A 26,341-nucleotide genomic window follows, 5' to 3' on the forward strand; every position below is an offset into this window, starting at 1 on the left:
ATGACCTCCCGACATGTGGTGGTCACCCTCCCTTCCCGGCGCCGACACCCGCCCGGTCGCGGGGCGCTGCACGATCTTGGAACGTGACTACCAGCCCTGCCCTGCGCACCCTCGACCGCCGCCGGTTCCTCGCCCTCGCGGGCGGCACCTTCGGCGTCCTGGCCGCGGGCCAGTTGACCGAGGCGCTCTCCGCGCGCGCCGCGGAACTGGACCCCGCGCCCTTCTCGCTCGGCGTCGCCTCCGGCGACCCGGACCACCACAGCGTCGTCCTGTGGACCCGCCTGGTGCCCGACCCGCTCGACGCGGAGACGGGCGGCATGCCCGCGACGCCCGTCGAGGTGCGGTGGGAGGTGGCGAAGGACGAGTCCTTCAGGAAGGTCGTCGCGAGCGGCGCGGTGACGGCGCTGCCGGAGTCCGCGCACACCGTGCACGTCGTCGTGGACGACCTGGCCCCCGACCGCTGGTACTGGTACCGCTTCCAGTACGGCGAGGTCCGCAGCCGCACCGGCCGCACCCGGACCATGCCGCCGCCCGGCGCGAAGGCCGACCGGATGCGGTTCGCGTTCGTGTCGTGCCAGTCGTGGACCGGCGGCGCCTACCCCGCCTATCGCGATCTGGCGGAGCAGGACCTCGACTTCGTCCTGCACCTCGGCGACTACATCTACGAGACGACGGGCGGCAGCCTCACCGAGTTCCGCCGGCTGCACGCCCTCTACAAGACCTCACCCGAACTGCGCGCGGCGCACGCCCGGTTCCCCTTCTTCGTCACCTGGGACGACCACGAGGTCCAGAACAACTACGCGGCGGACGTGCCGGGCGGCGCCGGCGACGGCCGTCCCTTCCTGGAGCGCCGCGGCAACGGCTACCAGGCGCACTACGAGCACCTGCCGCTGCGGCCGGAGCAGCGGCCCACCGGCCCCGACGCGCTGATGTACCGTCAGGTGCGGTTCGGGAAGCTCGCCGAGTTCAGTGTGCTCGACACCCGCCAGTACCGCACGGACCAGGCGTACGGGGACGGCCGCAAGGAGCCGGGTCCCGAGGTGTGGAACCCGGAGCGCACGATGACGGGTCCGGAGCAGGAGAAGTGGCTGCTCGGCAACCTGGACCACTCCAAGGCGCGGTGGAACGTCATCGCCCAGCAGACCATCATGGCCGCCTTCGACTACGACCTCGGTCCGGGGAAGATCGTCAACCTCGACCAGTGGGACGGGTACGCGGGTGCCCGCGCCCGTATCCTCGACTTCCTCGCCGACCGCGACGTCGCCAACCCGGTCGTCCTGAGCGGCGACTGGCACACGCACTGGGTCAACGACCTCAAGACCGACTTCGACGACCCGCACGCGCCGGTCGTCGCCACCGAGTTCGTCGGCACGTCGATCTCCTCCGGCGCCGGCTGGGACGCCGACGTCCGCGCGGGTCTCGTCGCCAACCCGCACGTGAAGTTCTACAACGGCACCTACCGCGGCTACGTGATGTGCGACGTGACGCCCGACCGCTGGCGCGCCGACCTGCGCATCGTCCTCAAGGGCGACGACGCCGCCTCCCCCGCCTTCACCATCGCCGCCTTCGAGGTCCGCGACGGGCTGCCCGGGGCCCGGCGGATCGACGCCGGCGACGGGCTGGTGGGCCGGATCGCCGACAAGGTGACCGGGAAGCCGCTCGCCAACGTCCAGGTGACGGTCACGGCGGAGGACGGCACCCGCTTCGCGGCCGTCACCACCGACACCACCGGCGAGTACCTGGCGTTCGCGCCGCCCGGCCGTTACACGGTCGCCGTCAACGGCGTCGGCTACGAACCGGGGACCGCCACGGCCACCGTGCGGGCGGGGGCGCAGACCCGGGGCGACGTCGCCCTGACGCGTGCCGCCGTACGGGCCGGCACCGGCCGTCCGGTGCCGGGGCCGCAGTCGCAGGCGGCGGCCACGGACGTCACACTGTCCAACGGCATGCTGTCGCTGGCCGTGTCGGCGGGCTCCCAGGACCCGCAGCTGCCCGCGGTGACCCTGGGCAAGCCGCTGGACCTGGCGGCCGTCGGCCATCTGGACCAGCTGGACTGGATGAACCTGCCGTACGCCTCGACGGCGCGCCCGCGCGGGAGCAACGCCTGGCAGCAGCTGACCGTACGGTCCACTGCCCTGGAGGTGCTCTCCGCAGCCGGCCCGGTCGCCTCCGCGCGTGCCACCGGCGCCACCGCCCAGGTCCCCGACGTCGAGGTGGTCACGACCTTCACGATCGGCGAGGGCGAGCCCTGGGTCACCGCCGAGAGCGTCTTCACCAACCGCGGGACGCAGGCCCGCACCTTCTGGCTGGGCGACGTCCTGGACCACGACGGCGCCGGCCAGCGCAGCGGCGTCGCCGGGCACGGCACCGTGACCGCCTCGGCCCCGGCCGACTTCGAGCCGACGGCGCCGTGGGTGGGCATGACCGGTTCCGACGGCCAGACGTACGGCCTGCTCTACGACGAGCCGGGCTTCACCGCGTACGCCTGCGGGATCTGGGTGATGACCCAGCGCCAGGTGACGATCGAGCCGGGCACCGCGTTCACCCTGCGGCGCCGGATCGCGGCCGTCGGCAACGGCGGCGCGGCCGACCCGTTCGCAGTGCTCGCCCGGCTCTGATCCGGTCACCGACCCGACGCGGCGGCGGTCCCCCGGTCCTTGGGGCCGCCGCCGCGGCGCACCGCCCGTCAGCGGTTGGTGGACTCCAGTGCCCGCGCGGTGTAGCGCGCGCCGCTCACCTCGCGGGCGGGCACTGCGGCGTCGAGGGCGGCGCGCTCGTCCTGCGACAGGTCGAGGTCGGCGGCAGCGGCGTTCTCCTCGAGGTACTTCCTCCGCTTCGTGCCGGGGATGGCGACGGCCCCCTGCGCGTTGACCCAGGCGAGCGCGACCTGTCCCGGTGTCGCGCCGCGCGCCTGCGCGATCTCCCGTACCCGCTCCACCAGGACGAGGTTCGCGGCGATGTTCTCCGACGAGAAGCGGGGCAGCCCGCGGCGCGCGTCGTCCGGCGCCAGGTCGTCGACACTGCGGATCGCTCCGCTGAGGAAGCCGCGGCCCATGGGCGAGGAGGCGACCAGGCCGATGCCCAGTTCGTCCATCGTCGCCTTGCGGCCGTTGTCCAGCAGGTCCTGCGTGAACAGCGACATCTCCGACTGGACCGCGGTCAGGGGGTGGACGGCGTGGGCCCGGCGGATGGTCTCCGAGGAGACCTCGGACAGCCCGATGTAGCGGACCTTGCCCGCGGTGACCAGCTCGGCCATCGCGCCGACGGTGTCCTCGACCGGCGTGCCGGGATCGACCCGGTGCATGTAGTAGAGGTCGATCACGTCGGTGCCCAGGTGGCGCAGCGAGCGCTCCACGGCCCGGCGGATGTGCTCCGGCCGTCCGTCCAGCGGGCCGGGCGTGCCGTCGTCGGCGAAGTCGAGGCCGAACTTCGTCGCCAGGGTGATCTCGTCCCGGCGGTGCCCGAGCGCGCGGGCGATCAGCTTCTCGTTCTCGAAGGGGCCGTAGGACTCGGCCGTGTCGATGAACGTGACGCCCAGGTCCACCGCGCGGTTGAGCGTGATCACGGATTCCCGCTCGTCGCCCGCCCCGTAGTCCACGCTCATCCCCATCGCACCCAGGCCCTGCACCGGCACGCGCAGTCCCTGACCGCCGAGGTCCACCGTCCGCATCGAGAATCCCTCTTTCAGTCATGTTGATCCGCCGCCCCGGCGCGCCGAAGGGCACGGGCGGTCGTCCCCCACAACCATGACCGGCCGGCCCCCGTGTCCGTGACACCGGCACGGACACGGGCTGCGGCAGCGGGCGGGAGCGGGTGGCTAGGTGTTCCGGATGGCCTCCACCAGGCCCGCGACGAGGGTGGCCCGGTCGGCCATGGTGTCGACGACCACGTACTCGTGGTCGGCGTGCGCCCCGCCCCCGACGGCTCCGAGGCCGTCGAGGGTCGGCACGCCGAGCGCGGCGGTGAAGTTGCCGTCGCTGCCGCCGCCCACCGCCCTGCCCTCGATGCCGGGGCGCAACCGCCGCGCCAGGGCGAAGAGTCCGGCGGAGGCCGACTCCGGCATCGGTGGCCGCCGGACGCCGCCGCTGACCGAGATGCCCGCTCCCTCGACGTGCGGGGTCAGAGCGGCGAAGCCGGCTTCGACGCGGTCCTTCTCCTCGGCCGTCGCGACCCGTACATCGGCGACGACGGTCGCCCGGGCGGGCACCACGTTGTCGACGGTGCCCGCCGACGCCACCGTCGGGGTGACGGTCGTACCGGCCTCGGGCCGGCCGAGCGCCGCGACGGCCAGCACCTGGTGCGCGGCCTCGACGAGCGCGTTGACCCCGGCCTCGGGCTCGAGTCCGGCGTGCGAGGCGCGGCCCGTGACGGTGACCTCGAACGTGCCGCACCCCTTGCGGCCCGTCTTCAGCGCCCCGCCCTCGGCGGCGCCCTCGAAGACGAGTACGGCCCCGCAGGCGAGGGCCCGCTCCTCGATCAGGGCCCGCGAGTGCGGGGAGCCGACCTCCTCGTCGGACGTCACGAGGATCTCGACGCCCGACCGGTCCTCCAGCAGGGCGACGCCGTGGACGGCCTGGACGAGACCGCCCAGCATGTCGAAGACGCCGGGGCCGGTGACGCGGCCGCCGGCGACGGTGAACGGGCGCCGGGCGAGGGTGCCGAGCGGGAACACCGTGTCGTGGTGCCCCAGGATCAGCACCCTGGGGTCGCCCCCGCCCGACCAGCGCACATGCGGCCCGCCCGGGCTCTCCACGCAGACGGCCTGACCGCCGAGACGCCTTTCGAGGACGCCGGCGACGGCCTTGGCCGACACCGTCAGGGCGTCGACGTCACGGGACGGGGACTCGACCTCGACGAGCGTTCTGAGGTCCTCGATCATCGCGTCGACACTCGCCGGGCCGGTCATGTGCATCGTCATGCCGCCAGGCTACTGAGCGGGCGGCTCGGCGCGCCCGACGTCAGCCACCGGCCTCGCGGGCCGCGCGCTCGAGCCGGCCGCGGTACTCCTCCCACCAGGCGCCGTCGCCCGGCGGGATGCTGTCGTTGCCCTGCAGGAAGCCGGTGCTGCCGTCGATGAGCTCGCGGAGGATGTCGGCGTGGCCGGCGTGCCGCTGGGTGTCCGCGATCACGCGCACCAGCACATGGTTCAGGGTCACCGCCCGCCTCTCCTCGGGCCACCAGGGGACGTTGCCCACCGCGTCGAGCGGCAGCGCCTCGATCGTGGCGTTCGCGTGCTCCCAGGCACGGCGGTACAGCCCGGTGATCTCCTCGCGCGACTCGTCCGCGGTGGCCCACATGTCGGCGTTGGCCTCCGCGTCCTCCCGGTACCAGGAGGGCCGCTCGCCCGCGAAGAACGGCCGCCCGAAGGTGTCGCCCAGGTAGCCCAGCTCCACACCGGCGGCGTGCTTGACCAGCCCCAGGAGATTGGTCCCCGTCGGCGTCAGGGGGCGGCGGACGCCGTACTCCGAGAGCCCCTCCAACTTCCACAGCAGGGTGTCCCGCGCGTCCTGCAGGTACCGGAGGAGATCCGCCTTGGGATTCGGTTCGATCATGCCGGGCAGTCTCCCACCCGCCACCGACGGCGGCCCTCGTGAACGGGCGGTCGCGGACGCGGAGAAGCCGGCCGGGGCGCGGCAGGGGTCGGTCTGCCTTTCACCCGTCGCTCCCCCGGAGTTCGCGTGGACGATCTTCGGCCGCGTCAGGGTCGAACCCTGCCCTGTCACCGGATCGACCGAGGGAAACCATGCGCGCACGGACCAAGATCGCTTCAGCCGCGGCAGCCTGCCTGGCGGCGGCGGCACTCATGGCGGCCACCGGCCTCGGATCCGCCGAGGCCTCGACCCCGGCGGTCGCGAAGACGGCGGTCGCGAAGACGGCCGCCGCGGCCCCCGCGGAGTACACGGCCGAACTCCGGCACACCTTCGCCGCCTTCGACGCGCGGCAGGGTGTCGCCGTCGACCAGAAGTACTTCTACGCCGTCAACAACCAGACCATCACCAAGCACGACAAGGCGACCGGCGAACCGCTCCTGCAGTTCGTCGGCGACGCCGACGGCCCGATCATCCACATGGACAGCGCCACCGTGGTCGGTGACAAGCTGTACGCGGCGACCTCGAACTACAACATCACGCCCGAGAAGAGCTCCGTCGAGGTGTTCGACACCCGGACGATGAAGCACATCGACACCTTCAGCTTCGGCATCGACCGCGGCTCGCTGACCTGGCTGGACCGGCACGACGGTGCGTGGTGGGCGGCCTTCGCCAACTACGACAAGCCCCCGGCGGGCTCGACTGAGCCGTACGGCGGTACCGACAACACCCAGATCGTCAAGCTCGACGACCGGTTCCGGGTCGTGGAGGCCTGGACGCTGCCGCAGGAACTCCTCGACAGAGTCCGGCCGATGAGCAACTCCGGTGGTTCGTGGGGCCCCGACGGCCGGCTGTGGATCACCGGCCACGACTACGACGAGGCGTACGTGATGGACGTCCCGTCCGAGGGCTCGGACCTGCGCTGGGTGGCGACCGTCAAGCTGCCCGACGTCGAGGGCCAGGCCATCGCCTGGGACCGCTCCGGCAGGACCCCCGAGCTGTGGACCATCAAGCGCTCCACCGAGCAGGTGCTGGTCTTCAAGGCCCCCTACGCCTCGATCGAGGACCCGGACACCCGCCAGTGGAAGGTCGTCGGCCCGGGCCACTTCGTGGAGTGACGCCCCTCGCGTCCGCCGGGCCGCCGTGGAGTGCCCACGCCGCCCGGCGGACGCCTCCCCGTAGCGGGGGTCCCTGTGCGGCCCGCCGATCACGCGAGGCGGCGCCGCCTGTGCGGCAGAAGGCTGAGAACTCGCCGCCGCAGTTCGACGGCCTGTCGCCGGAAGCCGCGACACCGGCACCTCATGCCCCACGCCGGGGGTGACGACGAGACCGAAGCCGAATACGAGCTGCGCAGGCATCCCGAGCATGCGGGCGAGATCTTCGTGGCCGAGATCGCGGCTGCGGAGTTCGTCGGGGTCCTTGAGGACCTTGTGGCCGTCCTCGACGGTCGCCGGAACCAACCGCCCGTCACCGGCTGGCGAGCCGTCGTCGCAGCACACGCCGCCGGCCTCCCGCCCATTTCCTGCGCACACAGGCATAGCGGGGGGTTGGTGCGGACGTCATCAAGGACAGCGAGCCCGCTGAGGAAGATCTCAGAGCAACTAGAGAAGGTGGCGATGGATGCCGAGGCCCAGGAAAACTTCAGGGACTTCGTGGAGAGCAGGTCGTCCGCGCTGCTGAAGACCGCCGTCCTGCTCAGCGGCGGCGACCGGCACGCGGGCGAGGATCTGCTGCAGAACGCGCTGATCAAAGCCGCGGGACGCTGGCACCGCATCGAGGAGCCCGAGGCGTACGTACGGCAGATCCTCTACCGCCAGCAGGTGAGCCGCTGGCGGCTGAAGTGGCCGCGGCGCGAACTCAGCGTCTCCGAGCCGCCGGAGAACCCCGGGCGCCACGGCGCCGGCGACGAACCCGGCGCGGCCGACCTGCGCATCGTCATGCGCGCCGCACTGGCCCGGCTCACCGCCCGTCAGCGCACCGTCCTGGTCCTGCGCTATTTCGAGGACCTGCCCGAGGCCGACGTCGCCCGTCTGCTGGGCTGCTCGGTCGGCACGGTGCGGTCCACCACGTACCGCTCCCTGGCCCGGCTGCGGGGCCTGGCCCCCGAACTGGCCGCACTCGGCGCCGTGGACGCCGAGCACCAGCGGTCCCGTGACTACTCGCCCGTGGAGGTGCGTCCGTGAACGTCGACGAGCTGGTGCGCGACTCGCTGCGCGAGCAGGCCGCCGAACAGCCGGCACTGGGGCCTGGCTTCGCCGATCGGGTGCTGACGGTCCGAAGGCGCCGCCGGAACCGGGCGCTGGCGTCCGCCGCCGCGGCCACCGCCGCCGTGGTCGCCGTCGCGGTGGCCGTCCCGCTCCTGAACATCGGCAAGGACGACGTGCGCATTGCGAGCGAGACGAACCGGAACGGCATCCTCGCCCATCCGGACCAGACACCGCCGCGCGACCTGATCGCGGCGGGCCCCCTCGCACTTGCCGCGTACTACACCTGGGAGACCGACGCCCGTGGTGCCGCCGTCCGCGCCTACCGGCTCCTCGACCCGAAGACCGGCACGTACGTGAGGACGCCCCAGTGGTCCGTCGTCGACGTCGCTCCCGGCCTGCGGACCGCCGCCGTTCTGGAAAGGGACCTGCCCGCCAAGCGGATCGGCCTGCTCAACCTGCGCACTGGCGAGGTAGAGCGCTGGATCCCGGTCGATCGCGGCGTCGCGGGCGTCGAGTTCTCACCCGACGGCGGCAGGCTCCTCGCGACGACGTACAGCAAGAATCCGGAACTGCGGGTCAAGTCGCGCTCCGACACCGACGGCGACGGCGACGGCGACTGGGTGACGCCGCCGGGCAGGCCGACCGGCCGGACCGGCTTCTACGTCCTGGAGGTGGCTTCCGGGAAAGGATCCTGGAGCGGGGTCACCGACGCCGGCAGGGGAGGCAGCCACGCGGACTGCGCCTTCAACCACGACGGAAAGCTGGTCTACTGCGGGACCACGTCACGTCCCCTCCGTCAGTACTACGACTTCGCCGGCGATGAGGTCGCCACGCCCGCGAACGAGGTTCAAGCGGAGCGGTACCGCGGCGTGGGGCTGTCCCCGGACGGCAAGCTCTTCGGGGGCCTCTCAGGGGGCACCAAGTTCAAGTGGTACACCGAGCTTCTCGACGCCTACACCGGCAAGAAGGTCACCACAGTGCGCGGGAGAGAACTTCTCGCCTGGGTCGACAACGAGCGTCTGATCGCCCTGGACCTCACACCGGGCTCGGACGGGTCCGTCGGGCGGCTCGTCCTCGTCACGATCGGCAGCGACAAGGTCGTACCGCTCAGCGGTATCAGCAAGGGATTCGACGGTGCGGCCGGGTACTGGACGCCGGTCTTCGCCGAACGCTGATCGGCGGCCCGCCGGCCGAACCGACAGCAGCAGCCCGTCGGCCCCTCCCGGCCGGCGGGCCCGCCGGTGCGCGCAGAGGGCGGCGCTTCGCCGCGCACCGGGCAGGAACAGGGCTTCCTCAACCCTGACCACCGAGGCCGTAGTACAGGACCGCGACCGGGTTTGCCTTCCGGGCGGTCGCAACGAAGAGAGCGTCACCCACTTCCTCGGGCATCAACCTCATGCCGTCCTCATCCACCGCGCGGTCCAGCGGAAGCCCGTCAGCTCACCGCACGCGCGTACCGGCGCGGAAGACCGCCCGTACGTCGAGGACGGCCGAAGGGTCGTGCGCGAGGTCACCGTCGACGACGAGAAGGTCGGCGTCGGCGCCGGCGGAGATGCGGCCCTTGCGGCCCTCCACGCGGCACAGGCGGGCCGCCGAGCTGGTCATGGACCTGAGCGCATCCAGCGGCGCGACGCCCAGTCCGGCGAGGTTGGCCACGCCGTGCGGGAGGACGTTGTGGGGCTTCGCGGGCCCGATACCGGCGTCCGAGCCGATGACGACGTTGGCGCCGTGCTTGTGCAGGTTGCCGTAGGTGTCCATGACGGCACTGACGTAGTCGGCCTGCGGCTTGGGCAGCCGCATGACCTCTTCGGGGTCCAGCCCCAGCGTCACGCTGACGAAGGTTCCCTTGGCCACGATGGCGTCGATGAGGCCGGGGTCGGCGGCGATGCCGTCCGCGGTGAGGAAGGAGACGTGCTCCACGCTGTCGACACCCGCTTCGACGGCGTCGCGGATGGCCTGCATGCCGTGGGCGTGGGCGGCCACCGGCAGCCCGAGACGGTGTGCTTCGTCCACGACGGCACGCAGGTCGTCCAGGCTGTACTGGGACGCGTGCGGCGGTACCGAACCGGGCGTCATGTGGCCGCCGCTGGCCATGATCTTGACGACGCCGCAGCCGCGGGCGTGGCGCCGGCGTACGGCGGCTCGAAGCGCTTCAGTGCCCTCGACCTCGCCGCCGAAGAAGTGGCAGTGGCCGCCCGGTGTGGTCAGCGGAGGACCTGCTGCCAGGATCTCCGGGCCCAGTTCCGGGTGCACGGTCATCTCCTCCACGAGGTCCAGCAGGAGGTAGCCGCGGTCGCCGAGGTCGCGCACGGTGGTGATGCCGGCCAGCAGGGCGGATCGGGCCGCGGTCCGCATGTGCGTCAGCAGGTCGCTGTCCGACATGGAGACCAGGGACGAGACGGGGTCCGTGCCGGCGTCGAAGGCCAGATGGACGTGTGTGTCGATCAGGCCCGGCAGCAGGCAGGCCGAGCCGCCGAAGTCGATGACCTCGCTGCCGTCGGCGGGCAGCCCGCCGGTTCGGTCCACGCGCACGATCCGGTCCCCCGAGACGTACACAGTGGCCGGACCCGACAGGGTGTATCCGTCAAACATCGATCCGGCGTGCAGGGCAAAGGAACGCAACGGTATTTCTCCGATCGGAAAACTTGGGTGACTCGGTTGTTCGGCACGTCCGGAGCGGCGCAGGGCTCCGGCCGCGCAGGTGCGACCGACCCGCTGAAATGCGTGTAGGCCCACTTCGGCGGTCCGTCTGCAGGCCCGCCGGCGAGATTCGACTCCGGCCAGGGGGACGAGGCAGCCGACACGCGATCCCCGCCCGTGGCCGCACGGCGACCCGGACGCGGCCCGGTCTCAGGGAGGCGGCCCCCATTCGGCGGTCTGGGGGCCGCTCCTTTGCCAGGTGACGCTTCTCCACCCGGGGCTTACGGCTGCCATACGCGCCGCTTGTGGTGCCGGGCGGGATGACGCGGTCTGCGAGGACTGCGGTCCGCGAGGTGGGTCACTCCACCTCGGCGGCAGTCGACACGGTAGTGACGCCCGCCCCGCCGACTTCCGGGTGAGGTCGTCGACCCTCGTGGGGTCTGCGCCCCGCCCCGTCAAGGAGACGAGGTCGCCCCCACGGATGTGACGACTCGCCGCGCCTGTGCGACGGCGTCAGCCGAAGAACTTCTCCAACTCGGCGACAAGCGCGGCCGGCTGCTCTTCCGCGATGTAGTGACCACTGTCGGCGATGGTGCTGAAACGGATGTCGTCCGCCTTGCCTTCCATCATCGCCTGTACCACGGCGACGTACTGGCCGCCGAGGCCCAGAACGGGCATGGTCAGCGGCGGGTAGGAGTTGTTGTCGGCCAAGTCCTGGTGGAACGTCCGGTACACGCCGAAGGCCGCGGCCACCGCCTCGGGTGCGTCGTAGGCCGCGGCGTACAGGGCCCGGCTATCCTCGCTGATCCGCTCCGGGTGCAGCGCCAGGTGCTCGGCCGACCAGTCGATGATGTGCCGGAACCGTCCCTCCAGCAGCTTGACGGGCAGGCCGTCGACCTGGCTCAGGGGGTACCACCAGGGGTTCGGCTGATCCGGCAGCGGAAAGGAGCTGATGAAGTCGATGAATATCTGGGAGAAGGGTCCTCCCTCCCAGATGGCGAGCTTCTTCGTGGCCTGGGGGTAGCTCGCGGCGAAGCTGTAGGCGACCATCGCCCCGATGTCCCCGCCGGCGATGTTGACCCGCTCGTAGCCCAGGCCGCGGATCAGTTCGTAGACGTCCTTGGCCATGTTCTTCTTGTCGTAGCCGCCGGCGGGCTTGTCCGACGCGCCTTGACCGCGGTAGTCCACGGCAATGACGCGGAAGCGCTGCGCCAGCGGGGGGAGGATCTCGCGCAGCGCGTGCACGGTGCGCGGCCATCCGTCCATGAGGACGAGCGGCTCGCCCTCTCCTCCGGTGACGTAGTGCAGCCGGGTGCCGTTCACCTCGGCATAGCCGTGTTCGAAGCCTTCGAGCATGCTGGGTTCTCCTGTGTGCGATGCGGTCACAGCCCGGAATGCGGGCCATGACCGGGTGAGCGCCGGCCTTGCCGGCGGACGCCCCGTGGATGACGACCACCTGGCGCTGCTGTAACGCAGATCGGGCCGTGGGGCGGCGCCTGATTCAGGATGGTTCGGGAAGAATGATCGACTTCGCCAGCCCGGCCATGATCTCGAACCGCGCGAGCTGGTCGTCGTCGATGACGGATGGGGGTCCCTCGCCGGGCCTGGCCGGGAGGGCGTGATCGACGAAGATCTGCTCCAGGCCCGGAGGTGTGAAGATGAAGATCATCCTTGCGGCGTGGCTGGCCTTGTTCTTGAAGCGGTGGCGGACTCCCCGCGGGATATGGATGAAGTCGCCGGCGACCGCGGTGAAGAGGTGGTCGCCGTCGAGGAATTCCAGTTCCCCGTCGAGGATGTAGAACGTCTCTTCCTGCTCGGGGTGCGCGTGAGGAACGGGCCCGCCGCCGGCCGGAACAGTGGCCTCGATGAAGCCCATCCCGCCGTTGGTCTGGGCGCCCGTGGCCTTGATCGTGTAGACATCGCCGGCGGCCCACACCGTCGGGCCCTTGCCTGACGGCACATAGATCGCGCCGCGCTGGTTCCAGTGCGGGTCGTCTGAGTCGAGCTCGGCCAAGGAAAAAGTCATCGGTTCCTCGAAATCTGGCGTGGGTTGGCATGGAAGAAGGGCGTCGCAGCGGTCCGCCCGGGCCCGCGACACATCGCGGAACCGACATGGCCGCGGGGGGCGTCATTCGGCTCCGCAGCCGCTCGGGACGGGGGCCGTACCTCCCGCGGGTCACCGGTGATTCGGATTCCCATCACGGCGAATCCCGCACCGTGTTCCGTCCCATGAAGCGGGTATGACCCCGCAACTGATCGCGAAGTCGCACAGGAGTCCGGAAACTCCCCAACCGAGCCTCGTCATTGCCTTTCGGAGTTTTGTCGACCCCTCTGATGGTTGTGCTCTTGACGTCGTATCGTGCGCGGCGCCTACGGCGTGCGCGACGGTGTCCACGATGGTTCAGCCCTTCCTGCGATCGTTACGGGTGGCTCGGTGCGGCTCGGTGCGCTGCCTGGCGATTTCGCCACCCCTTTGCGCATACGGTCGGGAGTCGCGCAGAGACGGCCGGGCGGCGCGATGCACCCTCGCTCTGCTGCCGCTTCCTCAAGTGGACGAGACAGCCCTCGCCAATGTGACGGTCGTGGCTGGGGAGTTAATGAGAAGGCATCGCTGGGATGCCATCGAAGACCATTAGTCGGCCCCGGACTTCGAGGTCTTCGAGGATGAGGAAACAGGGCTGGCCACCGTGGAACCCGGCATGTCGGCGGCGCGGAACTCATGGGCGCGCGCGGCAAGGTGGCCGTCGTGCCGGTGGAGGCCCGCACCGCGGTGGGCTCGCAGCGCACGCACAACCTGGGACTGAACGTCCGGTTGCGGCGGACGGCATGGCGGCGCCGCGCGGCGTGCGGCTGACGGTCGAGACCTCCCACGACGACGGGAAGACCTGAACCATGGCCCGCACGGCGACCAAGGGCAGTGGCCTCCCTGCCACCGGGCAGCGGCCGGCCAAAGTGTCACGGCGACGCGTATGTGACGCCGCCCTCGACCGCCAGGGACGCGAAGTCGCGGCGGGTGCCGGGGACCGTCAGCCCCGGCACCCGCCGATTCGCGCGAAGACATCCGGCACAGTGCAACCGGCAACAATCCGTGCGGTCCGCGTACCGGTACGAACCGGAGTGAATCAGGAGACCTGGTCAAGCAGACACGTGCGCCCCTGGGGCGCCCCGCCCGGTGTGAGGTGTCACACGTGCGCAAGCTTGTCCGGGTTGAGGACCCTGCGGTAGGCGGCGATCAGGCCGTCCTCGATCTCCACCGTGTCCACGGAGACGGGCCGCCCCTCCAGACGCAGCAGGAGCGCCGGTTCGCCCCCGACCTCGATGACCTCAATGCTGTCCGCCCGCAACAGGCGCCCCGCCCGCACCAACACCATGGCGATGCGCTCGCCGCCCCTGATGAACTTGCGCGCCGCAGCGACCCTGCCGCCACCGTCGGTGACATACACGGCATCGGGGTGCAGGAGACGTACCAGGCCCGCCATGTCCCCCGCTTCGTAGGCGTTGCGGAAGGCGATGAGCAGGCGCTCACGCTCCGCCCGGGAGGCGTGTACGGTGCACTGCCTGGCCGCGGCCACCTTGCGCCGTGCCCGTGAGGCGAGTTGCCGGGCGGCCGCCACAGAGGCACCGAGCACGTCGGCGATGTGGCTGAACTCGAGACCGAACACGTCGTGAAGGATGAAGGCCACACGTTCGGGCGGCTTCAGTTCCTCCATCACCAGGAGCATCGCGGATCCGACGGATTCGTCGACCAGCACCGGCTCAGAAGCGTCCGGCCCCGTCAGCAGGGGCGCCGGCAACCACGGCCCGACGTAGGTCTCCCTGCGGGCACGGGCGGACTTGAGGATGTCATACGAGCGTCGCGCTGCCACCGTGACCAGCCAGGCCCGGAGGTCACGGACGTCGCGCAGGTCGGCTGTGGCTGCACGCAGCCACACGTCCTGGACCACGTCCTCGGCATCGGCCACGCTGCCGAGCAAGCGGTACGCCGCTCCGAAGACGGCGGGCCGGAGGGCCTCCCACTCGTCCTCGAGCATCCCAGGCGGCCCGGGTGCACGTGTCACTTTCATCGACGTGGCCTCCTTCGCCCTCCCGATGCTCAGGCGAGCACCCTGCGCCGGGAGTACAGATCGACATATGCCGCCACGGCGGAAGCGCGCGCTTCCGCCTCTACCTAACCGCCGAGCGGGATGTGACCAGCGATTTTGCCGAGCCACTGAAATAGGAGCATATACTCTCTACTGGCGAGACCGTCGACGGGCCCCACCACGGTGGAGCACGCGAAGGGACCTCGCGTCCCACGGAACCGCCGGCTCAGGAGGCCCCGGCACGCAGGGGCGTCACACCGTGTCCGGCGCGGGGTCCCATGGCTGGCGGCCGCCGCCTTCTCGCCGGCCGACGGGATGAATCCGGCATCCGCCTCCACTCCGAGGCGGATACCGACGGGCTTCGGCTCGAATCACCACCACCCCGGAGCCCCCGGGGGGGTTCGGCAAAACCTCCACCAGCCGGTTCGTCCAAGCCGACAAGCTGAGTGCTCACTGCTATCGCAGGTCACAGATGGGTCGACCCCAGTCGCCTGGGACCTCACACCGGACGTGAAGTCGCCCTCCCTCCGGCTCGTCCTCGTCACGATCGGCAGCGACAAGGTCGTACCGCTGAGCGGTATCAGCAAGGGCCTCGACGGTGCGGCCGGACACTGGACGCCGATCTTCGCCGAACGCTGATCGGCGGCCCGCCGGCCCCTCCCGGCCGGCGGGCCCCCGGGCGCGCGCACCGGGCCCGCGGGCAGCCCGGGCAGTGCCTTCGGCGCGACGGTGCCGGACGTACGCATCGCAAACGTTCAAGCGTTTGGCACTGCCGGACCGGCAGAGTGCCGGACCGAGGTCAGTACCGAGGGCTGAGAGCGGCAACGCCTGATCCGGCCCCGCGGCGTGCCGAATGACCCGCAGGGGCGCGTCGACGGCCTCGGCCGCATCACAGTCGGGCGCGTCGCCCACAGCGCTCATCCTGTCGGCGATCCAGGGAGATGCGGCGCTGCAGCGCTTCCTCGACCCGGGGCAGAGCGGTCCGGACCTCGTCGACGGAGAGCAGGAAGGTCCCGACCGCGTTGGCCACCAGAACCTGCAGCGGGGCTCAGAGTTCGGGCAACCGTATGGTCATCCCGTACAGTCGGGTGGTCTGCATGTCGCTCTGGTTGTCGTCAGTGACCATGAGGACCTTCAAACGACCGTCCGGGGTGGTCCCGGTGATCGCCATTCCCTCGATGTTGCCGAGCAGGGGGTTGGCCTGCGACTGCTTGTTCGTGGCTCCGAGTGGCGGGCAGTTGACCATGTCGACCAGCAAGGTCTTGTTCATCAGGGAAACGTCGTCCTGGCCGGACAGGTTCTCGACGTGGGTGACGTCGTCCGCCTCGCGCGGGTCGGCGAGATAGACCCGGATGATATTGCCGACGCTCTTGTCGAAGCCTCGCTCCAGAACGAGGAGCCTGCCGTCACCGGACGCGCAGATGTCCGACAGCAACAGGCCCCGGTCGCGCTCGTAGCCCCACTGCACGCCGATCCGGAACTCGTCGCCGGTCGTCGCGCGTTCCCACGCCTGGAAACGCACGTAGGCGCTCTCGTCACCCCTCAGCGCGCCCTCCATCGACGCCACCAGCGTGAGGCCGCCGGGCTGCATGGCGAGGCCCTCGAAGGTCTCGTTGACCACGGCCCGGCCCGCAGGCGCGATGAGGAGGCCGTCCGGCACCGGCAGCCTGTCGATGAACTTTCCCTCCGGGGTGTAGCGACGAACGGCCGGTTCCTCGGAGGCGATCAGGAGCGTGCCGTCCTCATCGAAGACCAGGGCCTCGAAGTCCGTCTCCTTCCCGTTCTCGTCGTACAGCGCCACGACTTCGACGGGCTCGTGGGTCGCGGCGTCCAGGTGGAAGAGCAAGGAGCGGTCCGCGAGGGCGGCTACGCGTCCCTCGGGGCTGACCGCCAGGGCCGACATGTTGCCGACGAACTTCTCCTCGAAACAGGTCTTGTCGAGGGCATCGGAGAACCAGTCGACAACCGCCCAGGCGGAGCAGGCGTTCGGCTCCGAGCCCGCAGGAAATTCGGTCATCGTAAACCCCTTCGCAACATTCCTCCTGGAACCCCGACAAACCTTCCGGCCGGCCCGAAACCCGCCATGGAGCGATCCCGGCACGGCTGGAGTGATCACGGCGTCGGAACCCTACTGGATGGCCTCGTTCACCGGACCGAGTCCGCGACAGGCCGGCAGGCCGGTGACGATGCCAACCGGCATGCTTTCGGATGCCTGGGCCTTGATCTCTTGACTCCCACAAGGGCAGCCCGCCACTCGCGCCCGGTCGTCGACGTGCCGGCGATCCCATGACCTCGGCCGTGTCCCCCGCGCGGTTACAGCATGGCCACCGGTGCGCGCGTGACGCAGGATCCCGAGGCTCAGTCTGTCCGGCACTGAGGCCACAGCAAGCGCAAGCCGGTGAAATGCGGTGGCGCAGGAAGCTGACTCCGTGTGACGGTGCGGTCCATGGGCAACTCCAAGGCATATCCCGTTCTCCGGACCACCGACGCGGCCCTGGCGTTCAGGCAGGCCGAACGCCTGTCCGCGCTGCTGACACAGCGCGACGGCGAGGTCGAGCTCTTCGCCGAACTGCGGACGATCGCAGACGTGCGGCAGATGGCTGCGGTCTTGCCGGAGCCGAGCTTCGCGTACTCGGAAATGCATATCGGCCCGGCAGGTGAGAGGTCCTTCGAGCTCGACGTCACGACGGCGGACGACGCCACGCTGGAACCGCATCTGCCGCTGGAGGTCATGGTGGACGTTCCAAGAGGCAGCGTGGAGGACCACTTCGTGGCAGCCCTCGGCCAGGGCATGGCCGGCATCGACTGGCACGGCTCGTGGCCGGAGGAACCGGAGGACGATCTCCATGGGTCCGCCAAATACGACGGGGTCCAAGTCGTGTTCCAGGGCGATCACGCCCAGTTGGGCCGGTGGACCGAACACCACACGGTCTTCGTCCACGTGGACAAATTCGGCGACCTGCCCCGGGCCCGGAAGCTGGCCGCTCACATCGGCAGCGCGGTCCTGGACGAGCCGCAGCTCGGGTGGTGAGGAGCACCTGAACGCGGCTGCCCGCAGGAGTTGTTGAGCCTTCCACCGCCGAGCACTGGATCCATCTGCGGACCAGGACCCCGATCGAGTGGGAACACCATCGCCAGGGCAGCCGCGCGGAACCGGGGACCCTTGGTGACCTTGACCGTAGCCGGACGGTCGCGCGTCGAGTCCGCCCAGGCACGGTTGCGGGCCGTCAACGCGCCTCACCTCGTCGCCTCCGCGAACACACCGAGACGATCGCGGCATATGGTCAGGCCACCGTGTCCGTCTACGGCACCTATGGCACCAGCGCACACACCACGAATGAACTGGTCACCTCTACGCCGCGGAACACCCTGTGAGACGCGCTTCAGCGAAGGACCACCTCGACGCCATGGTCACCGAAGATCTCCAGCGCAGCCTCGAAGAAGGTGTCGCCGTCGCCGTGGCCGCGATAGGGCTTGGCCAGTCGCGACCTGGCGAGTTCCGAGCTGTTCCACTCCAGTGTGAACGGGGTGGAAGCAAGACGGCTATTCGACCAAGTGGATCAGGCACCCCTATCCGGTCTCCGCTCTCCAGGACCTACGCGGGCTGCACCTGCACCATGATCAGTGCGACCTTCCGCATGACATGACGTTGCCGCCTGCGTAGACGCCGGGCCACACGTGCGGCAGCCTCCCCCGGCGGGACCGCGATCCGGATGACGCGCCCGCAAGGGAATCGTGTCAGAGGTCTGGTCTAGGTTTGGCCCGTGCACGAGAGCCGTTCCAGCGCCGGGGCGTCCCGCGAGCCTGACGTGCCGCCCTACCGGGTAGTCCTGGCGGAGACCGATTGGGGCTCGCTCGAAACGGCCTTCGGGAATGGTGAGGACCTTCCCGACGTCCTCGCGCGGCTGTTGGAGCCCGATCCCAAGGTCCAGGTCACCGCTTTGTCTGAGCTGGGTGAGATGGCCAACCACCAGAGCACCGTCTACGAGGCCACCGCCCCCGTCGCCCTGTGTGTCGCCGACATCCTCACCCACCCGGCGGCCGCGAACCTCCGGGCCTATCGCAACTTCCCCATCCGCGCGGCGCTGTTGAACTGGCTGGTTTCCACGTCCTACGCCGCCTCCGACGAGATCGTCGGCCGCATTGAGCAGTGGTTTCCCGGCTTCCTCACCCCCGGCACCACCGTGGCGGCCTTCCGGGACCTGCGGCCGGTGCTCTACCGGGCGGTCGCGCCCTTCCTGCGGGACAGCCACGAGGACGTACGCGAGGCCGCCGTCATCGCGGCGCTCATTCTCGCCGAACACCCCGCACTCGCCGAGCACCGTGATCACCTCGCCGTGCACGCGCGCCGTCCTGCACACCAGCGGCCACGCCCCCAACCGTCGCTTCGCCCGAAATGCCCTTGAAGCATGGGGCCACGACGTCCCCGACCCCGAACCTCTCCGGGAGGAGCCCTGGGACCGGGGGCCGCACAGCGACGGCCGCGGCGATCTCGAACCCCCTTCTGACTGATACGCGCGACTGCCGCGGCCCCGCGGAGGGCAACCCAGGGCGGACGCGGCATCAGATGTCGCACCCGCGGGAGACGATCAAGGATCGCCTACGATCCAGCCATGAGCGCTCTGGCCCGATATCAGACGATGTGGTCGAACCTGCGGCGTCGGGACCCCGTTCTGCTGACCCCCGCGGTCCTGACCGCGGTCATCGGAGTCCTGGCGGTCCTCACCCCCCAGGACGTCCCCTTCACCCGGCTGCTGCCGGCGGCGCCCGCGCTCGCCGCGTCGGTCTGGTCCGTGCGGGCGACGCTCGCCCTCGGGATGATCTGCCTGCTCCCGGTGATCGGCTACGCCCTGGCCTTCTCCGACATGTCCGCCCTGTACACCGCGGGCGCGATCGGCGCCGTCAGCCTGGCCGCGGCCTACGCCAGCCATCTGCGCCTGCAGCGCGAGCACACCCTCGCCCAGGTCCGCGCCGTCGCCGACGCGACACAGGAGGTCCTTCTCAGGCCGGTGCCGCAGCGCATCCGGAATCTGGAGATCGCCACCCTCTACCTCGCCGCGGCGCCCCAGGCCCGCATCGGCGGCGACTTCTACGCCGCGGCCGACACGCCCCACGGTCTGCGCCTCATCCTCGGGGACGTCCGCGGCAAGGGCCTGCCCGCCGTCGGCGTCTCGGCCGCGCTCCTCGGCTCCTTCCACGAAGCGGCCTACGACGCCCCCGACCTGGCGCACCTCGCGGAGCGCCTGGAGAGCACCATCGCCCGATACACCGCCGCGGTGCCCGCGGAGGACGACTGCGAACGCTTCGCCACCGCCGTCATCGTGGAGATCCCGCCCGCCGCCGACCACGCCTCCGTGCTCAGTTGCGGGCATCCGCCGGCCCTGCTGGTGCACGACGGCCGCACCCGGGCCGTCGAGCCCGCCGCCCCCTCACCGCCGGTCAACCTGGCGGCACTTCTGGGCTCCGGCTACCACGTGGACCGCGTCCCCCTCGCCGTCGGCGACCTGCTGCTGCTCTACACCGACGGCGTCAGCGAGACCCGCGACCCGGACGGCGCCTTCTTCCCCCTCGCCGCCTGGACCCGGCAGGCCGCCACCACGTCACCGGCCGGGTTCCTGGAACTGCTCCACCAGGCCCTCCTCCGGCACGGCAACGGCAGCCTCAACGACGACATCGCCTGCGTCGCCATCCGCAAGACCGCCACGAAGACCGCCACGACGGCCCCGTGAGTCGCCCACCGCCGAGTATTTCCTAGTGACTTGATGGGAAAACGTTGACGGCGCTCCGTCAGGGTGCGCAGGATGAGAGACGTGCCCCAGACGCCCATGGACGCCCAGACCGCGCCGTCCGGCTCCGCGCCGCAGGCGGAACCGGAGCAGGAGCCGACCGGGCCGGGCCGTGCGCACTGGCTGCGCGTGGCCCGTGAGACGGCGGACGACCTGGCCACGGACGCGGTCGCCAGGGACCAGGCGGCCAAGCCCCCGTTCGACGAGGTGTCCCGGCTGCGCGAGTCGGGGCTGCTGTCGCTGCTGGTACCCGCAGGGTCCGGCGGAGGGGGCGCGGACTGGGCCACCGCGTACGCCGTCGTCCGGGAGATCGCGGCGGCCGACGCCGCCGTCGCCCAGCTGCTCGGCACCCACTGCTTCGTGTCGTGGAGCGCCCGGCTCCTCACGGCGCCCTCCGCCGCCGCGGAGCTGGAACGGCGCTCCGCGGCGGAGCAGTGGTGCTGGGGCGGCGGATTCGCCCGGCAGGATCCGCCGCTGATCCTGGCCAGGACCGCGGGCGGCCACCGGCTGGAGGGGCGGCAGAGCTACGTCACGGGCGTTCTCGTCGCCGACCGGATCGCCGTACGCGCCGTGCGGGCCGACACCGGCGAACCGCTCGCCGTCGCCGTCGATCCCGCCCGGCACGGCGTCGCGGTCGACGCGCAGGACGATCCGTTCGGCCAGCGCCTCGCGGCGGGAGGCGGCGTGGAGTTCGCCTCCGTGGCCGTCACCGCCGACGACGTGCTCGGTTCGCTGCCCGCCGAGGAGGACGTCCTGTCCCCCATGGCCTCGCTGGTCTCTCCGCTGGGGCGTCTGATGTCGGTCCAGCTCCGGCTCGGTCTGGCCGAGGGCGTGCTCGCCGAGGCCCGTGAGTACAGCAGGGCGGGCCGGCGGCCGTGGCAGCCGGAGTGGCCGGCCGGATCGCCCCAGGACCCCCATGTGCTGGCCGCGTACGGCGAGCTGACCGTCCTCACCCGCTCCGCCTCCGCGCTCGCCGGTCAGGCGCTGGAGGCGTTGCAGGCCGGCCTCGCGCGCGGTGAGGACCTCGGCTACGAGGAGTGCGCGGAGATCTCGGCGCTCGCGGCCGTGGCCGAGGTCGCGGCGTCCACGGCCGTGCGGGAGAGCACGACGCGCGCCCTGGACGTCATCGGCCCCCGCTCCGCGTCCGCGCGCCTGGGCCTGGACCGCTTCTGGCGCAACGCGCGCGCCCACACCCTGTACGAGCCGGTCGCCCCCCGCCTCCGCGACGTCGGGGACTACTACCTCAACGGCACGCACCCGCCGTTCACGCTGCCGGTTTGACCCGCGGCCCGCGCCACCCGCACCCGACGGGATAATGCGCCCATGCGGATCTCAGCCAGGGCGGACTACGCGGTACGTGCCGCGCTGCAGCTCGCCGCGTCCGCGGAGGCGGCGCCGGTGAAGGCCGAGGCCATCGCCGCCGCCCAGGACATCCCGCACAAGTTCCTCGAGGGCATCCTCAACGAGCTGCGCCGTGCCGGTCTCGTCGTCAGCCGGCGGGGCGGCAACGGCGGCTACCGCCTGGCCGGGCCCGCCGAGTCGATCAGCATCGCCGACGTCATCCGCGCCGTCGACGGACCGCTCGTCTCGGTCCGCGGGGTCCGCCCTCCGGATCTGGCGTACAGCGGTCCCGCGGAGTCGCTTCTGCCGCTGTGGATCGCGCTGCGGTCCAACGTGCGCGAGATCCTGGAGGGTGTGTCGCTCGCCGATGTCGCGGGGGCCGAACTGCCGCGCGGTGTGCTGGCGCTGACGGAGTCGCCGAGCGCCTGGACGAACCCCTGACCGTGCGCGGGACGGGACGTGTGCGCGCCGTGCGGGACGGCTCGCCGTGGGCCGGGAGCGGCGGGCCGCGGCGCCGGGCGACGTATCGTTGTTGATCTCTTCGACGGGAGCCGCCATGAGCACGCCGCAGGACCTGATGATCGTCAGCATGGACGTGGCCTCGAGCCCGCCCGTCGAGCCGGGCGACCTCTCGCTCGCGCTCGCCGGGGCCGAGGTGATCGACCTGCTGGGTGCGCGGGCCGTCACCCTGGAGGGTGACCGCCTGGTCCCGGTGGACGGGCCGGTGACCGGTGACCATCTGCTGGACCAGGCGGCGTCCGCGCTCGCCGACGAGGCGCCGTACGAGTCGGTCGAGGACTGGCTGTGGCGCAGGGGCCGCAACCTCTCCTCGGTCTACCGCGCCGGGCTGCAGGCGACCGGCCTGACCGCCGTGAACAGCCCCCGCTGGCGGCCCTGGGTCACCGGTGAGCCGGTGCTGCTGGACTCCCCCGCCCGCGAGGGGGCGCTCGCCCGCTGGACGTCCGGGGAGCCGGTCCTGTCGGCCCTGGCCGCCGCCGCCGGGATCTCCGGGGAACGGGGCGAGGGCGCGCAATCGGCCGGTGAGGTCACGGACGACGCCGTGGCGGCCGTGCTGGCGGCGGTCCACGACGCCGTCGAGGAGCTGCAGTCGGTGCGGCAGCGCAAGGACGTCGAGCAGGCGGCCTTCGACAACATCTGGCGGGCCTGAGCGAGCCCGAAGCCAGGGGGCCCGCGCCGGAGGACGGCGGGCCCAGGTGGGCCGGGCGCGCGACAGCGTCGCGAGGCTCCGCACGGTGCAGTCGTCGCCGCGCAGCTCGTCGACGAGCGCACCGGGTCTCGTCCCGCCCCACCTTCACCGGGCGGCCCGCGGCGTCGAGGTAGGCGACCGTCACGGCGACGGCGACCGTCATGTTCGACCGCTCCGGCCGGTGCAGCCTTCCGAGCGTGTGGGCCGGGGCCGCGGCGCCGGCGATGGTCCCGTGGTGGACGTCCTGCTCGAAGAGCTGTGCCTGGTGGCGTTCCACCGCCGCCAGGGGCACCCCGAAGTCCTCGGGCGCGGGGGCGTCCTGCCCTGGCCGCGGCCCGCCCGGCGGTCAGGAGGGAGTCGTGTTCCGGTCGTTCAGGGAGTGCGCGATGCTGCCGAGCAGCGGTGGCACGTCGTCGAGGCCGGTGACCGCCTCGATGAAGGCCAGGCGGCCGGGGGTCCGCGCGGCCCGGTCGAGCGCCGCGTCGAGTTCCCGCCCGGTGCGGACGGTGGCGACGAACGGGTCCCGGACGCCGAGGGCGGCGGGGACGGCGGGCCAGTCCCAGGCGGCGATGTCGTTGTAGGCGGCGCGGGGGCCGTGGATGACCCGCTCGACGGTGTAGCCCCGGTTGTTGACGAGGACGATCACGGGCGCGAGGCCGTGCCGCCCGAAGGTGCCCAGTTCCTGGACCGTCATCTGGGCCGAGCCGTCCCCGATGAGCAGCACGCCGCGGCGTGAGCGGTCGGCCAGCTGTGCGCCCAGCAGCGCGGGCAGGGTGTAGCCGATCGAGCCCCAGAGGGGCTGCCCGAGGAAGCGCGTCCCGTCCGGCAGCCGCCGCGTGGCCATGCCGTAGTACGCGGTGCCCTGGTCGGCCGCGACGACGTCTCCGGGCCGCACCGCGGCGGCCACGGCGTTCCAGAGGCGGTCCTGCGTGAGTGGCCCGTCCTCCGCAGGCGCTCCGGCGGTGGGGGCGGTCCGGAGGGGCGTGGGCGGCGTCTCCCGGTCCGCGACGAGTTCGGCGAGGACGGCCAGCCCCGCGCGCAGCGGCACGTCGGGGAAGTCCAGGCCGTCGACACGGGCGCTGTGGGGGCCGAGTCCGATGCCGGTCGCGGTGTCGAATCCGTGGGTGAGTCCGCCGCTGGTGGTGTCGGCGAGGACGACTCCGGCCCTGATCAGCAGGTCCGCGTCGTCCACGAGCTCGCGGACCGCGGGGTCGCTGAAGGCTCCCGAGTACACGCCGAGGTGGAAGGGGTTCCCCTCGTCCAGGAGGTCCTTGCCGGAGACGGGCGTGGCGTGCGGCAGGGGCCCGGCGGCCAGCAGGCGGGTGAGTTCGGGGCGCGCCCCGAAGCGGTCGACGAGGAAGTCCGCCAGGACGGTGACCGTTGCTGCCCGCTCCAGCCGTGCCCGCGCGGCCAGGGTGAACGCGGCCAGGCCGGTGCCGTCGGCCGTTGGACCGGATCGTGACGGGCGCGCCGGAGCGGTGACGGGGGCCGCCGCGACGTCCGAGGGAAGCCGCAGGTAGGCGGGGCGGCTGTTGCGGACGGCGGTGCCGAGGACCCGGTCGATGGTGTCCGCCGCGGTGCCGGGGCGCAGGGTGGCGTGCGCGCAGACGACCTCGGCGTGGACGCGGGCGAACCGCTCGAAGTCGGCGTCGCCGAAGGTGTGGTGCAGCACGGCTCCGCTGCGTTCGGCGGCCCGTGCGGGACCGACCGCGACGTGCAGCAGCGGGACGTACTCGGCGTAGCTGCCGGCCACCGCGTTGATCGCGCTGAGCTCGCCCACCCCGTACGTCGTCAGCAGCGCCCCGAAGCCGGCGATCCTGGCGTACCCGTCGGCCGCGTACGCGGCTCCCAGTTCGTTGGCGGTGCCGACCCAGGTCATGCGGGGGTGGGCGAGGACGCGGTCCAGGAACGCGAGGTTGTAGTCGCCGGGGACGCCGAAGACGTGGGAGACGCCGAGGTCGGCGAGCCGGTCCAGCAGGTGGTCGGCCACGGTGGCCGGGGGGTCGTCTGTCATCCGTATCGCCTCCGCAGTGCCGGAATCCCCCTTCCAGGCTTTCTCCGCGGGACGTGCGCCGGGCCCGCCGAAAGTGAGAATTCCGTCGCCGCCACCCTGTGGAATCCGCAAATCCGCAGGTCACAGCCAGCGCGACAGGACGCGTACCGGACTTATCGTGGGAAGCAGCCGATCGTTGCGGAAACGCGTGGAAAACAGAGCCCGCGAGAAAGCGGAGAAGGCGGTGAACGGCCATGACGGCTGCCTCCCCGCCCGCCCGGTCCCCGCATGAGGACTGGCGGGACCTGGCCGCATTGTGCACGGCGGTCCGGGCGGAGCTGCCCCTGCTGACCGCGGGCATCACCGACCGCATCCGCGAGGAGATCCCGGACTACCACCTCGTACCGCGCTCCGAGCACGAGGCGGGCGTCCTCCAGCAGTGCGAGGGGCTGCTCACCGGCCTGGTCACCCGCCGGGGCCCGTCCCCCGAGGAGTGCCGGCACGTCAGGGCGCTGGGGCGTGAGCGGGCCCGCGAGGGGCTCCCGTTGCAGTCCCTGATCGCCGCCTTCCACGTCGGCTACCGGGAGGTCTGGAACATCCTGCTCTCCCGCGCCGGAGCGGACGACGACGGCGGCCCGGGGCGGCAGCTGGTCCGTCTCGTCGGCACCGTGTGGACCTGGGTCGAGCAGATCACCGGTGCCGCGGCGGAGGCGTACAACGACGCGCTGCGGGCTCAGGACGCCGTCCAACTCGGCCTGACCTACCGCTTCTTCCAGGGCCTGTACGCCCGCTCGCCGGAGGAGCCGGACATGGCGCAGCTGGCGCGCGCCCTCGGCTACGCCCCCGGCCGGGGCCTTCCAGGCGGTGTGCGCCCCGGCGTGGACCGACGAGCAGCTCACGGAGCTGCGCGGCCGCCTCAACCGCCGTACGGGCACCGCCCGGTGCGCCAACCGGGGCGCCAACATGGTGGCCGTCGTGCAGGGCATGCCCGCCGACACGGTGATCGACGCCATGCGCGACCTGGTCCCGCGGCTGCCGATCGGCACCGGGCTCGAGCGCCGGGGCCTGACCGGCGCGGCCGCCACCATCCTCGACGCCCAGGCGGCGCTCGCGCTGGCCGGGACCGGCGGGCCGGCCGTCCCCTTCGACGGCGCGTGGCTGGCGGCGACGCTGTTCCCGCAGGCCGACCGTCTGGCGCCGCTGCTGGAACCCGCCGTCGGGCCCGCCGCATCGCATCCCGAACTGGCCCTGACCGTACGCGGATTCGCCGACAACGGCTTCTCCCTCACCGCGACGGGCCGGGCGCTGCACCTGCACCCCAACACCGTGAAGTACCGCCTCAACCGCTGGCGCGAGCTGACTGGTTGGGATGTGCACACCTGGCCCGGACTGTCCGCGAGCCTGCTGGGACTGGGACTTGCGCAGGCGGGGGCGTTCGGCCCGCGCGACCGGGGTTGAGGGAGTCCCAACTCGCTGAGAACGGGGCGGTTCCGGACG

General features: G+C 71.7%; 21 protein-coding genes. 12 read left to right on the forward strand and 9 right to left on the reverse strand.

Features of this window, described 5'->3' with window-relative positions; all coding sequences use genetic code 11:
- Window positions 1-83 precede the first annotated feature (83 nt).
- The gene (locus tag OIE69_RS03680; RefSeq protein ID WP_326570469.1) at window positions 84-2,618 is read left to right on the forward strand and encodes an alkaline phosphatase D family protein; all 2,535 of its coding nucleotides are present in this window, start codon (window positions 84-86) and stop codon (window positions 2,616-2,618) included.
- 68 nt (window positions 2,619-2,686) lie between these two features.
- On the opposite strand, the gene OIE69_RS03685 is transcribed toward OIE69_RS03680, so the two are convergent.
- From OIE69_RS03685 to OIE69_RS03695, 3 genes are all read right to left on the reverse strand, one after another.
- Entirely contained in the window at window positions 2,687-3,670 is a 984-nt protein-coding gene (locus OIE69_RS03685; RefSeq protein WP_326570470.1) for an aldo/keto reductase, read from the reverse strand.
- 147 nt (window positions 3,671-3,817) lie between these two features.
- Entirely contained in the window at window positions 3,818-4,918 is a 1,101-nt protein-coding gene (locus OIE69_RS03690) for a M20 family metallopeptidase (RefSeq protein ID WP_326570471.1), read from the reverse strand.
- A gap of 40 nt (window positions 4,919-4,958) precedes the next feature.
- Window positions 4,959-5,552: a DinB family protein gene (locus OIE69_RS03695; RefSeq protein WP_326570472.1), complete on the reverse strand. Its 594-nt coding sequence runs from the start codon at window positions 5,550-5,552 to the stop codon at window positions 4,959-4,961.
- 191 nt (window positions 5,553-5,743) lie between these two features.
- Here OIE69_RS03695 and OIE69_RS03700 point away from each other — a divergent pair, with 191 nt between their 5' ends.
- From OIE69_RS03700 to OIE69_RS03710, 3 genes are all read left to right on the forward strand, one after another.
- Window positions 5,744-6,706, forward strand: coding sequence for an NHL repeat-containing protein (locus tag OIE69_RS03700; protein ID WP_326570473.1), 963 nt, complete (start codon window positions 5,744-5,746; stop codon window positions 6,704-6,706).
- 498 nt (window positions 6,707-7,204) lie between these two features.
- Window positions 7,205-7,771, forward strand: coding sequence for a SigE family RNA polymerase sigma factor (locus tag OIE69_RS03705; protein ID WP_326570474.1), 567 nt, complete (start codon window positions 7,205-7,207; stop codon window positions 7,769-7,771).
- Window positions 7,768-8,970, forward strand: coding sequence for a WD40 repeat domain-containing protein (locus OIE69_RS03710; protein WP_326570475.1), 1,203 nt, complete (start codon window positions 7,768-7,770; stop codon window positions 8,968-8,970). Before OIE69_RS03705 ends, OIE69_RS03710 begins: the two co-directional genes overlap by 4 nt.
- Before the next feature lie 265 nt (window positions 8,971-9,235).
- Here the strand turns inward: OIE69_RS03710 and OIE69_RS03715 are convergent, their stop codons facing one another.
- The 4 genes from OIE69_RS03715 to sigJ form a co-directional block, all read right to left on the reverse strand.
- Complete coding sequence (locus tag OIE69_RS03715; protein WP_326570476.1) at window positions 9,236-10,327, reverse strand: amidohydrolase family protein; 1,092 nt, start codon at window positions 10,325-10,327, stop codon at window positions 9,236-9,238.
- A gap of 621 nt (window positions 10,328-10,948) precedes the next feature.
- Complete coding sequence (locus OIE69_RS03720; RefSeq protein ID WP_326570477.1) at window positions 10,949-11,791, reverse strand: alpha/beta fold hydrolase; 843 nt, start codon at window positions 11,789-11,791, stop codon at window positions 10,949-10,951.
- A 145-nt stretch (window positions 11,792-11,936) separates the two neighbouring features.
- The gene (locus OIE69_RS03725; RefSeq protein ID WP_326570478.1) at window positions 11,937-12,449 is read right to left on the reverse strand and encodes a cupin domain-containing protein; all 513 of its coding nucleotides are present in this window, start codon (window positions 12,447-12,449) and stop codon (window positions 11,937-11,939) included.
- A gap of 1,168 nt (window positions 12,450-13,617) precedes the next feature.
- A complete protein-coding gene (sigJ, locus tag OIE69_RS03730) occupies window positions 13,618-14,499 on the reverse strand; it encodes an RNA polymerase sigma factor SigJ (protein ID WP_326570479.1) in 882 nt (293 codons plus the stop codon).
- A 528-nt stretch (window positions 14,500-15,027) separates the two neighbouring features.
- On the opposite strand from sigJ, the gene OIE69_RS03735 reads away from it, so the two are divergent.
- Window positions 15,028-15,156 carry a hypothetical protein gene (locus OIE69_RS03735; RefSeq protein WP_326570480.1) on the forward strand — a complete coding sequence of 43 codons (129 nt, stop codon included), beginning with the start codon at window positions 15,028-15,030 and terminating at the stop codon, window positions 15,154-15,156.
- A gap of 409 nt (window positions 15,157-15,565) precedes the next feature.
- Here the strand turns inward: OIE69_RS03735 and OIE69_RS03740 are convergent, their stop codons facing one another.
- Window positions 15,566-16,534, reverse strand: a complete 969-nt coding sequence (locus OIE69_RS03740) for an esterase-like activity of phytase family protein (protein ID WP_326570481.1) — start codon at window positions 16,532-16,534, stop codon at window positions 15,566-15,568.
- A 429-nt stretch (window positions 16,535-16,963) separates the two neighbouring features.
- Between OIE69_RS03740 and OIE69_RS03745 the strand changes: the two genes are divergently transcribed.
- The 6 genes from OIE69_RS03745 (at window position 16,964) to OIE69_RS03770 (ending at window position 22,812) form a co-directional block, all read left to right on the forward strand.
- A complete protein-coding gene (locus OIE69_RS03745; protein WP_326570482.1) occupies window positions 16,964-17,548 on the forward strand; it encodes a hypothetical protein in 585 nt (194 codons plus the stop codon).
- Window positions 17,549-18,281: 733 nt separating this feature from the next.
- Window positions 18,282-18,923, forward strand: coding sequence for a hypothetical protein (locus tag OIE69_RS03750; RefSeq protein ID WP_326570483.1), 642 nt, complete (start codon window positions 18,282-18,284; stop codon window positions 18,921-18,923).
- Between the two features lie 234 nt (window positions 18,924-19,157).
- A complete protein-coding gene (locus OIE69_RS03755) occupies window positions 19,158-20,246 on the forward strand; it encodes a PP2C family protein-serine/threonine phosphatase (protein ID WP_392567648.1) in 1,089 nt (362 codons plus the stop codon).
- 96 nt (window positions 20,247-20,342) lie between these two features.
- A complete protein-coding gene (locus OIE69_RS03760) occupies window positions 20,343-21,584 on the forward strand; it encodes an acyl-CoA dehydrogenase family protein (RefSeq protein WP_326580955.1) in 1,242 nt (413 codons plus the stop codon).
- 42 nt (window positions 21,585-21,626) lie between these two features.
- Window positions 21,627-22,085 carry an RrF2 family transcriptional regulator gene (locus tag OIE69_RS03765; protein WP_326570485.1) on the forward strand — a complete coding sequence of 153 codons (459 nt, stop codon included), beginning with the start codon at window positions 21,627-21,629 and terminating at the stop codon, window positions 22,083-22,085.
- 115 nt (window positions 22,086-22,200) lie between these two features.
- The gene (locus OIE69_RS03770; protein ID WP_326570486.1) at window positions 22,201-22,812 is read left to right on the forward strand and encodes a GOLPH3/VPS74 family protein; all 612 of its coding nucleotides are present in this window, start codon (window positions 22,201-22,203) and stop codon (window positions 22,810-22,812) included.
- A 385-nt stretch (window positions 22,813-23,197) separates the two neighbouring features.
- Here OIE69_RS03770 and OIE69_RS03775 read toward each other — a convergent pair whose 3' ends face one another.
- The gene (locus OIE69_RS03775) at window positions 23,198-24,865 is read right to left on the reverse strand and encodes an alpha-keto acid decarboxylase family protein (RefSeq protein ID WP_326570487.1); all 1,668 of its coding nucleotides are present in this window, start codon (window positions 24,863-24,865) and stop codon (window positions 23,198-23,200) included.
- An 843-nt stretch (window positions 24,866-25,708) separates the two neighbouring features.
- Here OIE69_RS03775 and OIE69_RS03780 point away from each other — a divergent pair.
- Window positions 25,709-26,302 carry a helix-turn-helix domain-containing protein gene (locus OIE69_RS03780; RefSeq protein WP_326570488.1) on the forward strand — a complete coding sequence of 198 codons (594 nt, stop codon included), beginning with the start codon at window positions 25,709-25,711 and terminating at the stop codon, window positions 26,300-26,302.
- Window positions 26,303-26,341 lie beyond the last annotated feature (39 nt).

The organism is Actinacidiphila glaucinigra, assembly GCF_035918135.1.
Taxonomy (GTDB): Bacteria; Actinomycetota; Actinomycetes; order Streptomycetales; family Streptomycetaceae; genus Actinacidiphila; species Actinacidiphila glaucinigra.

Bases quoted from the DNA above. Each gene is read 5' to 3' on its own strand.
- OIE69_RS03755 (WP_392567648.1), top strand. From the start codon at position 19,158: ATGTGGTCGAACCTGCGGCGTCGGGACCCCGTTCTGCTGACCCCCGCG.
- OIE69_RS03775 (WP_326570487.1), bottom strand. From the start codon at position 24,865: ATGACAGACGACCCCCCGGCCACCGTGGCCGACCACCTGCTGGACCGG.
- OIE69_RS03760 (WP_326580955.1), top strand. From the start codon at position 20,343: ATGGACGCCCAGACCGCGCCGTCCGGCTCCGCGCCGCAGGCGGAACCG.
- OIE69_RS03770 (WP_326570486.1), top strand. From the start codon at position 22,201: ATGAGCACGCCGCAGGACCTGATGATCGTCAGCATGGACGTGGCCTCG.
- OIE69_RS03740 (WP_326570481.1), bottom strand. From the start codon at position 16,534: ATGACCGAATTTCCTGCGGGCTCGGAGCCGAACGCCTGCTCCGCCTGG.
- OIE69_RS03705 (WP_326570474.1), top strand. From the start codon at position 7,205: ATGGATGCCGAGGCCCAGGAAAACTTCAGGGACTTCGTGGAGAGCAGG.
- OIE69_RS03700 (WP_326570473.1), top strand. From the start codon at position 5,744: ATGCGCGCACGGACCAAGATCGCTTCAGCCGCGGCAGCCTGCCTGGCG.
- OIE69_RS03720 (WP_326570477.1), bottom strand. From the start codon at position 11,791: ATGCTCGAAGGCTTCGAACACGGCTATGCCGAGGTGAACGGCACCCGG.
- sigJ (WP_326570479.1), bottom strand. From the start codon at position 14,499: ATGAAAGTGACACGTGCACCCGGGCCGCCTGGGATGCTCGAGGACGAG.
- OIE69_RS03745 (WP_326570482.1), top strand. From the start codon at position 16,964: ATGGGCAACTCCAAGGCATATCCCGTTCTCCGGACCACCGACGCGGCC.
- OIE69_RS03765 (WP_326570485.1), top strand. From the start codon at position 21,627: ATGCGGATCTCAGCCAGGGCGGACTACGCGGTACGTGCCGCGCTGCAG.
- OIE69_RS03685 (WP_326570470.1), bottom strand. From the start codon at position 3,670: ATGCGGACGGTGGACCTCGGCGGTCAGGGACTGCGCGTGCCGGTGCAG.
- OIE69_RS03695 (WP_326570472.1), bottom strand. From the start codon at position 5,552: ATGATCGAACCGAATCCCAAGGCGGATCTCCTCCGGTACCTGCAGGAC.
- OIE69_RS03690 (WP_326570471.1), bottom strand. From the start codon at position 4,918: ATGACGATGCACATGACCGGCCCGGCGAGTGTCGACGCGATGATCGAG.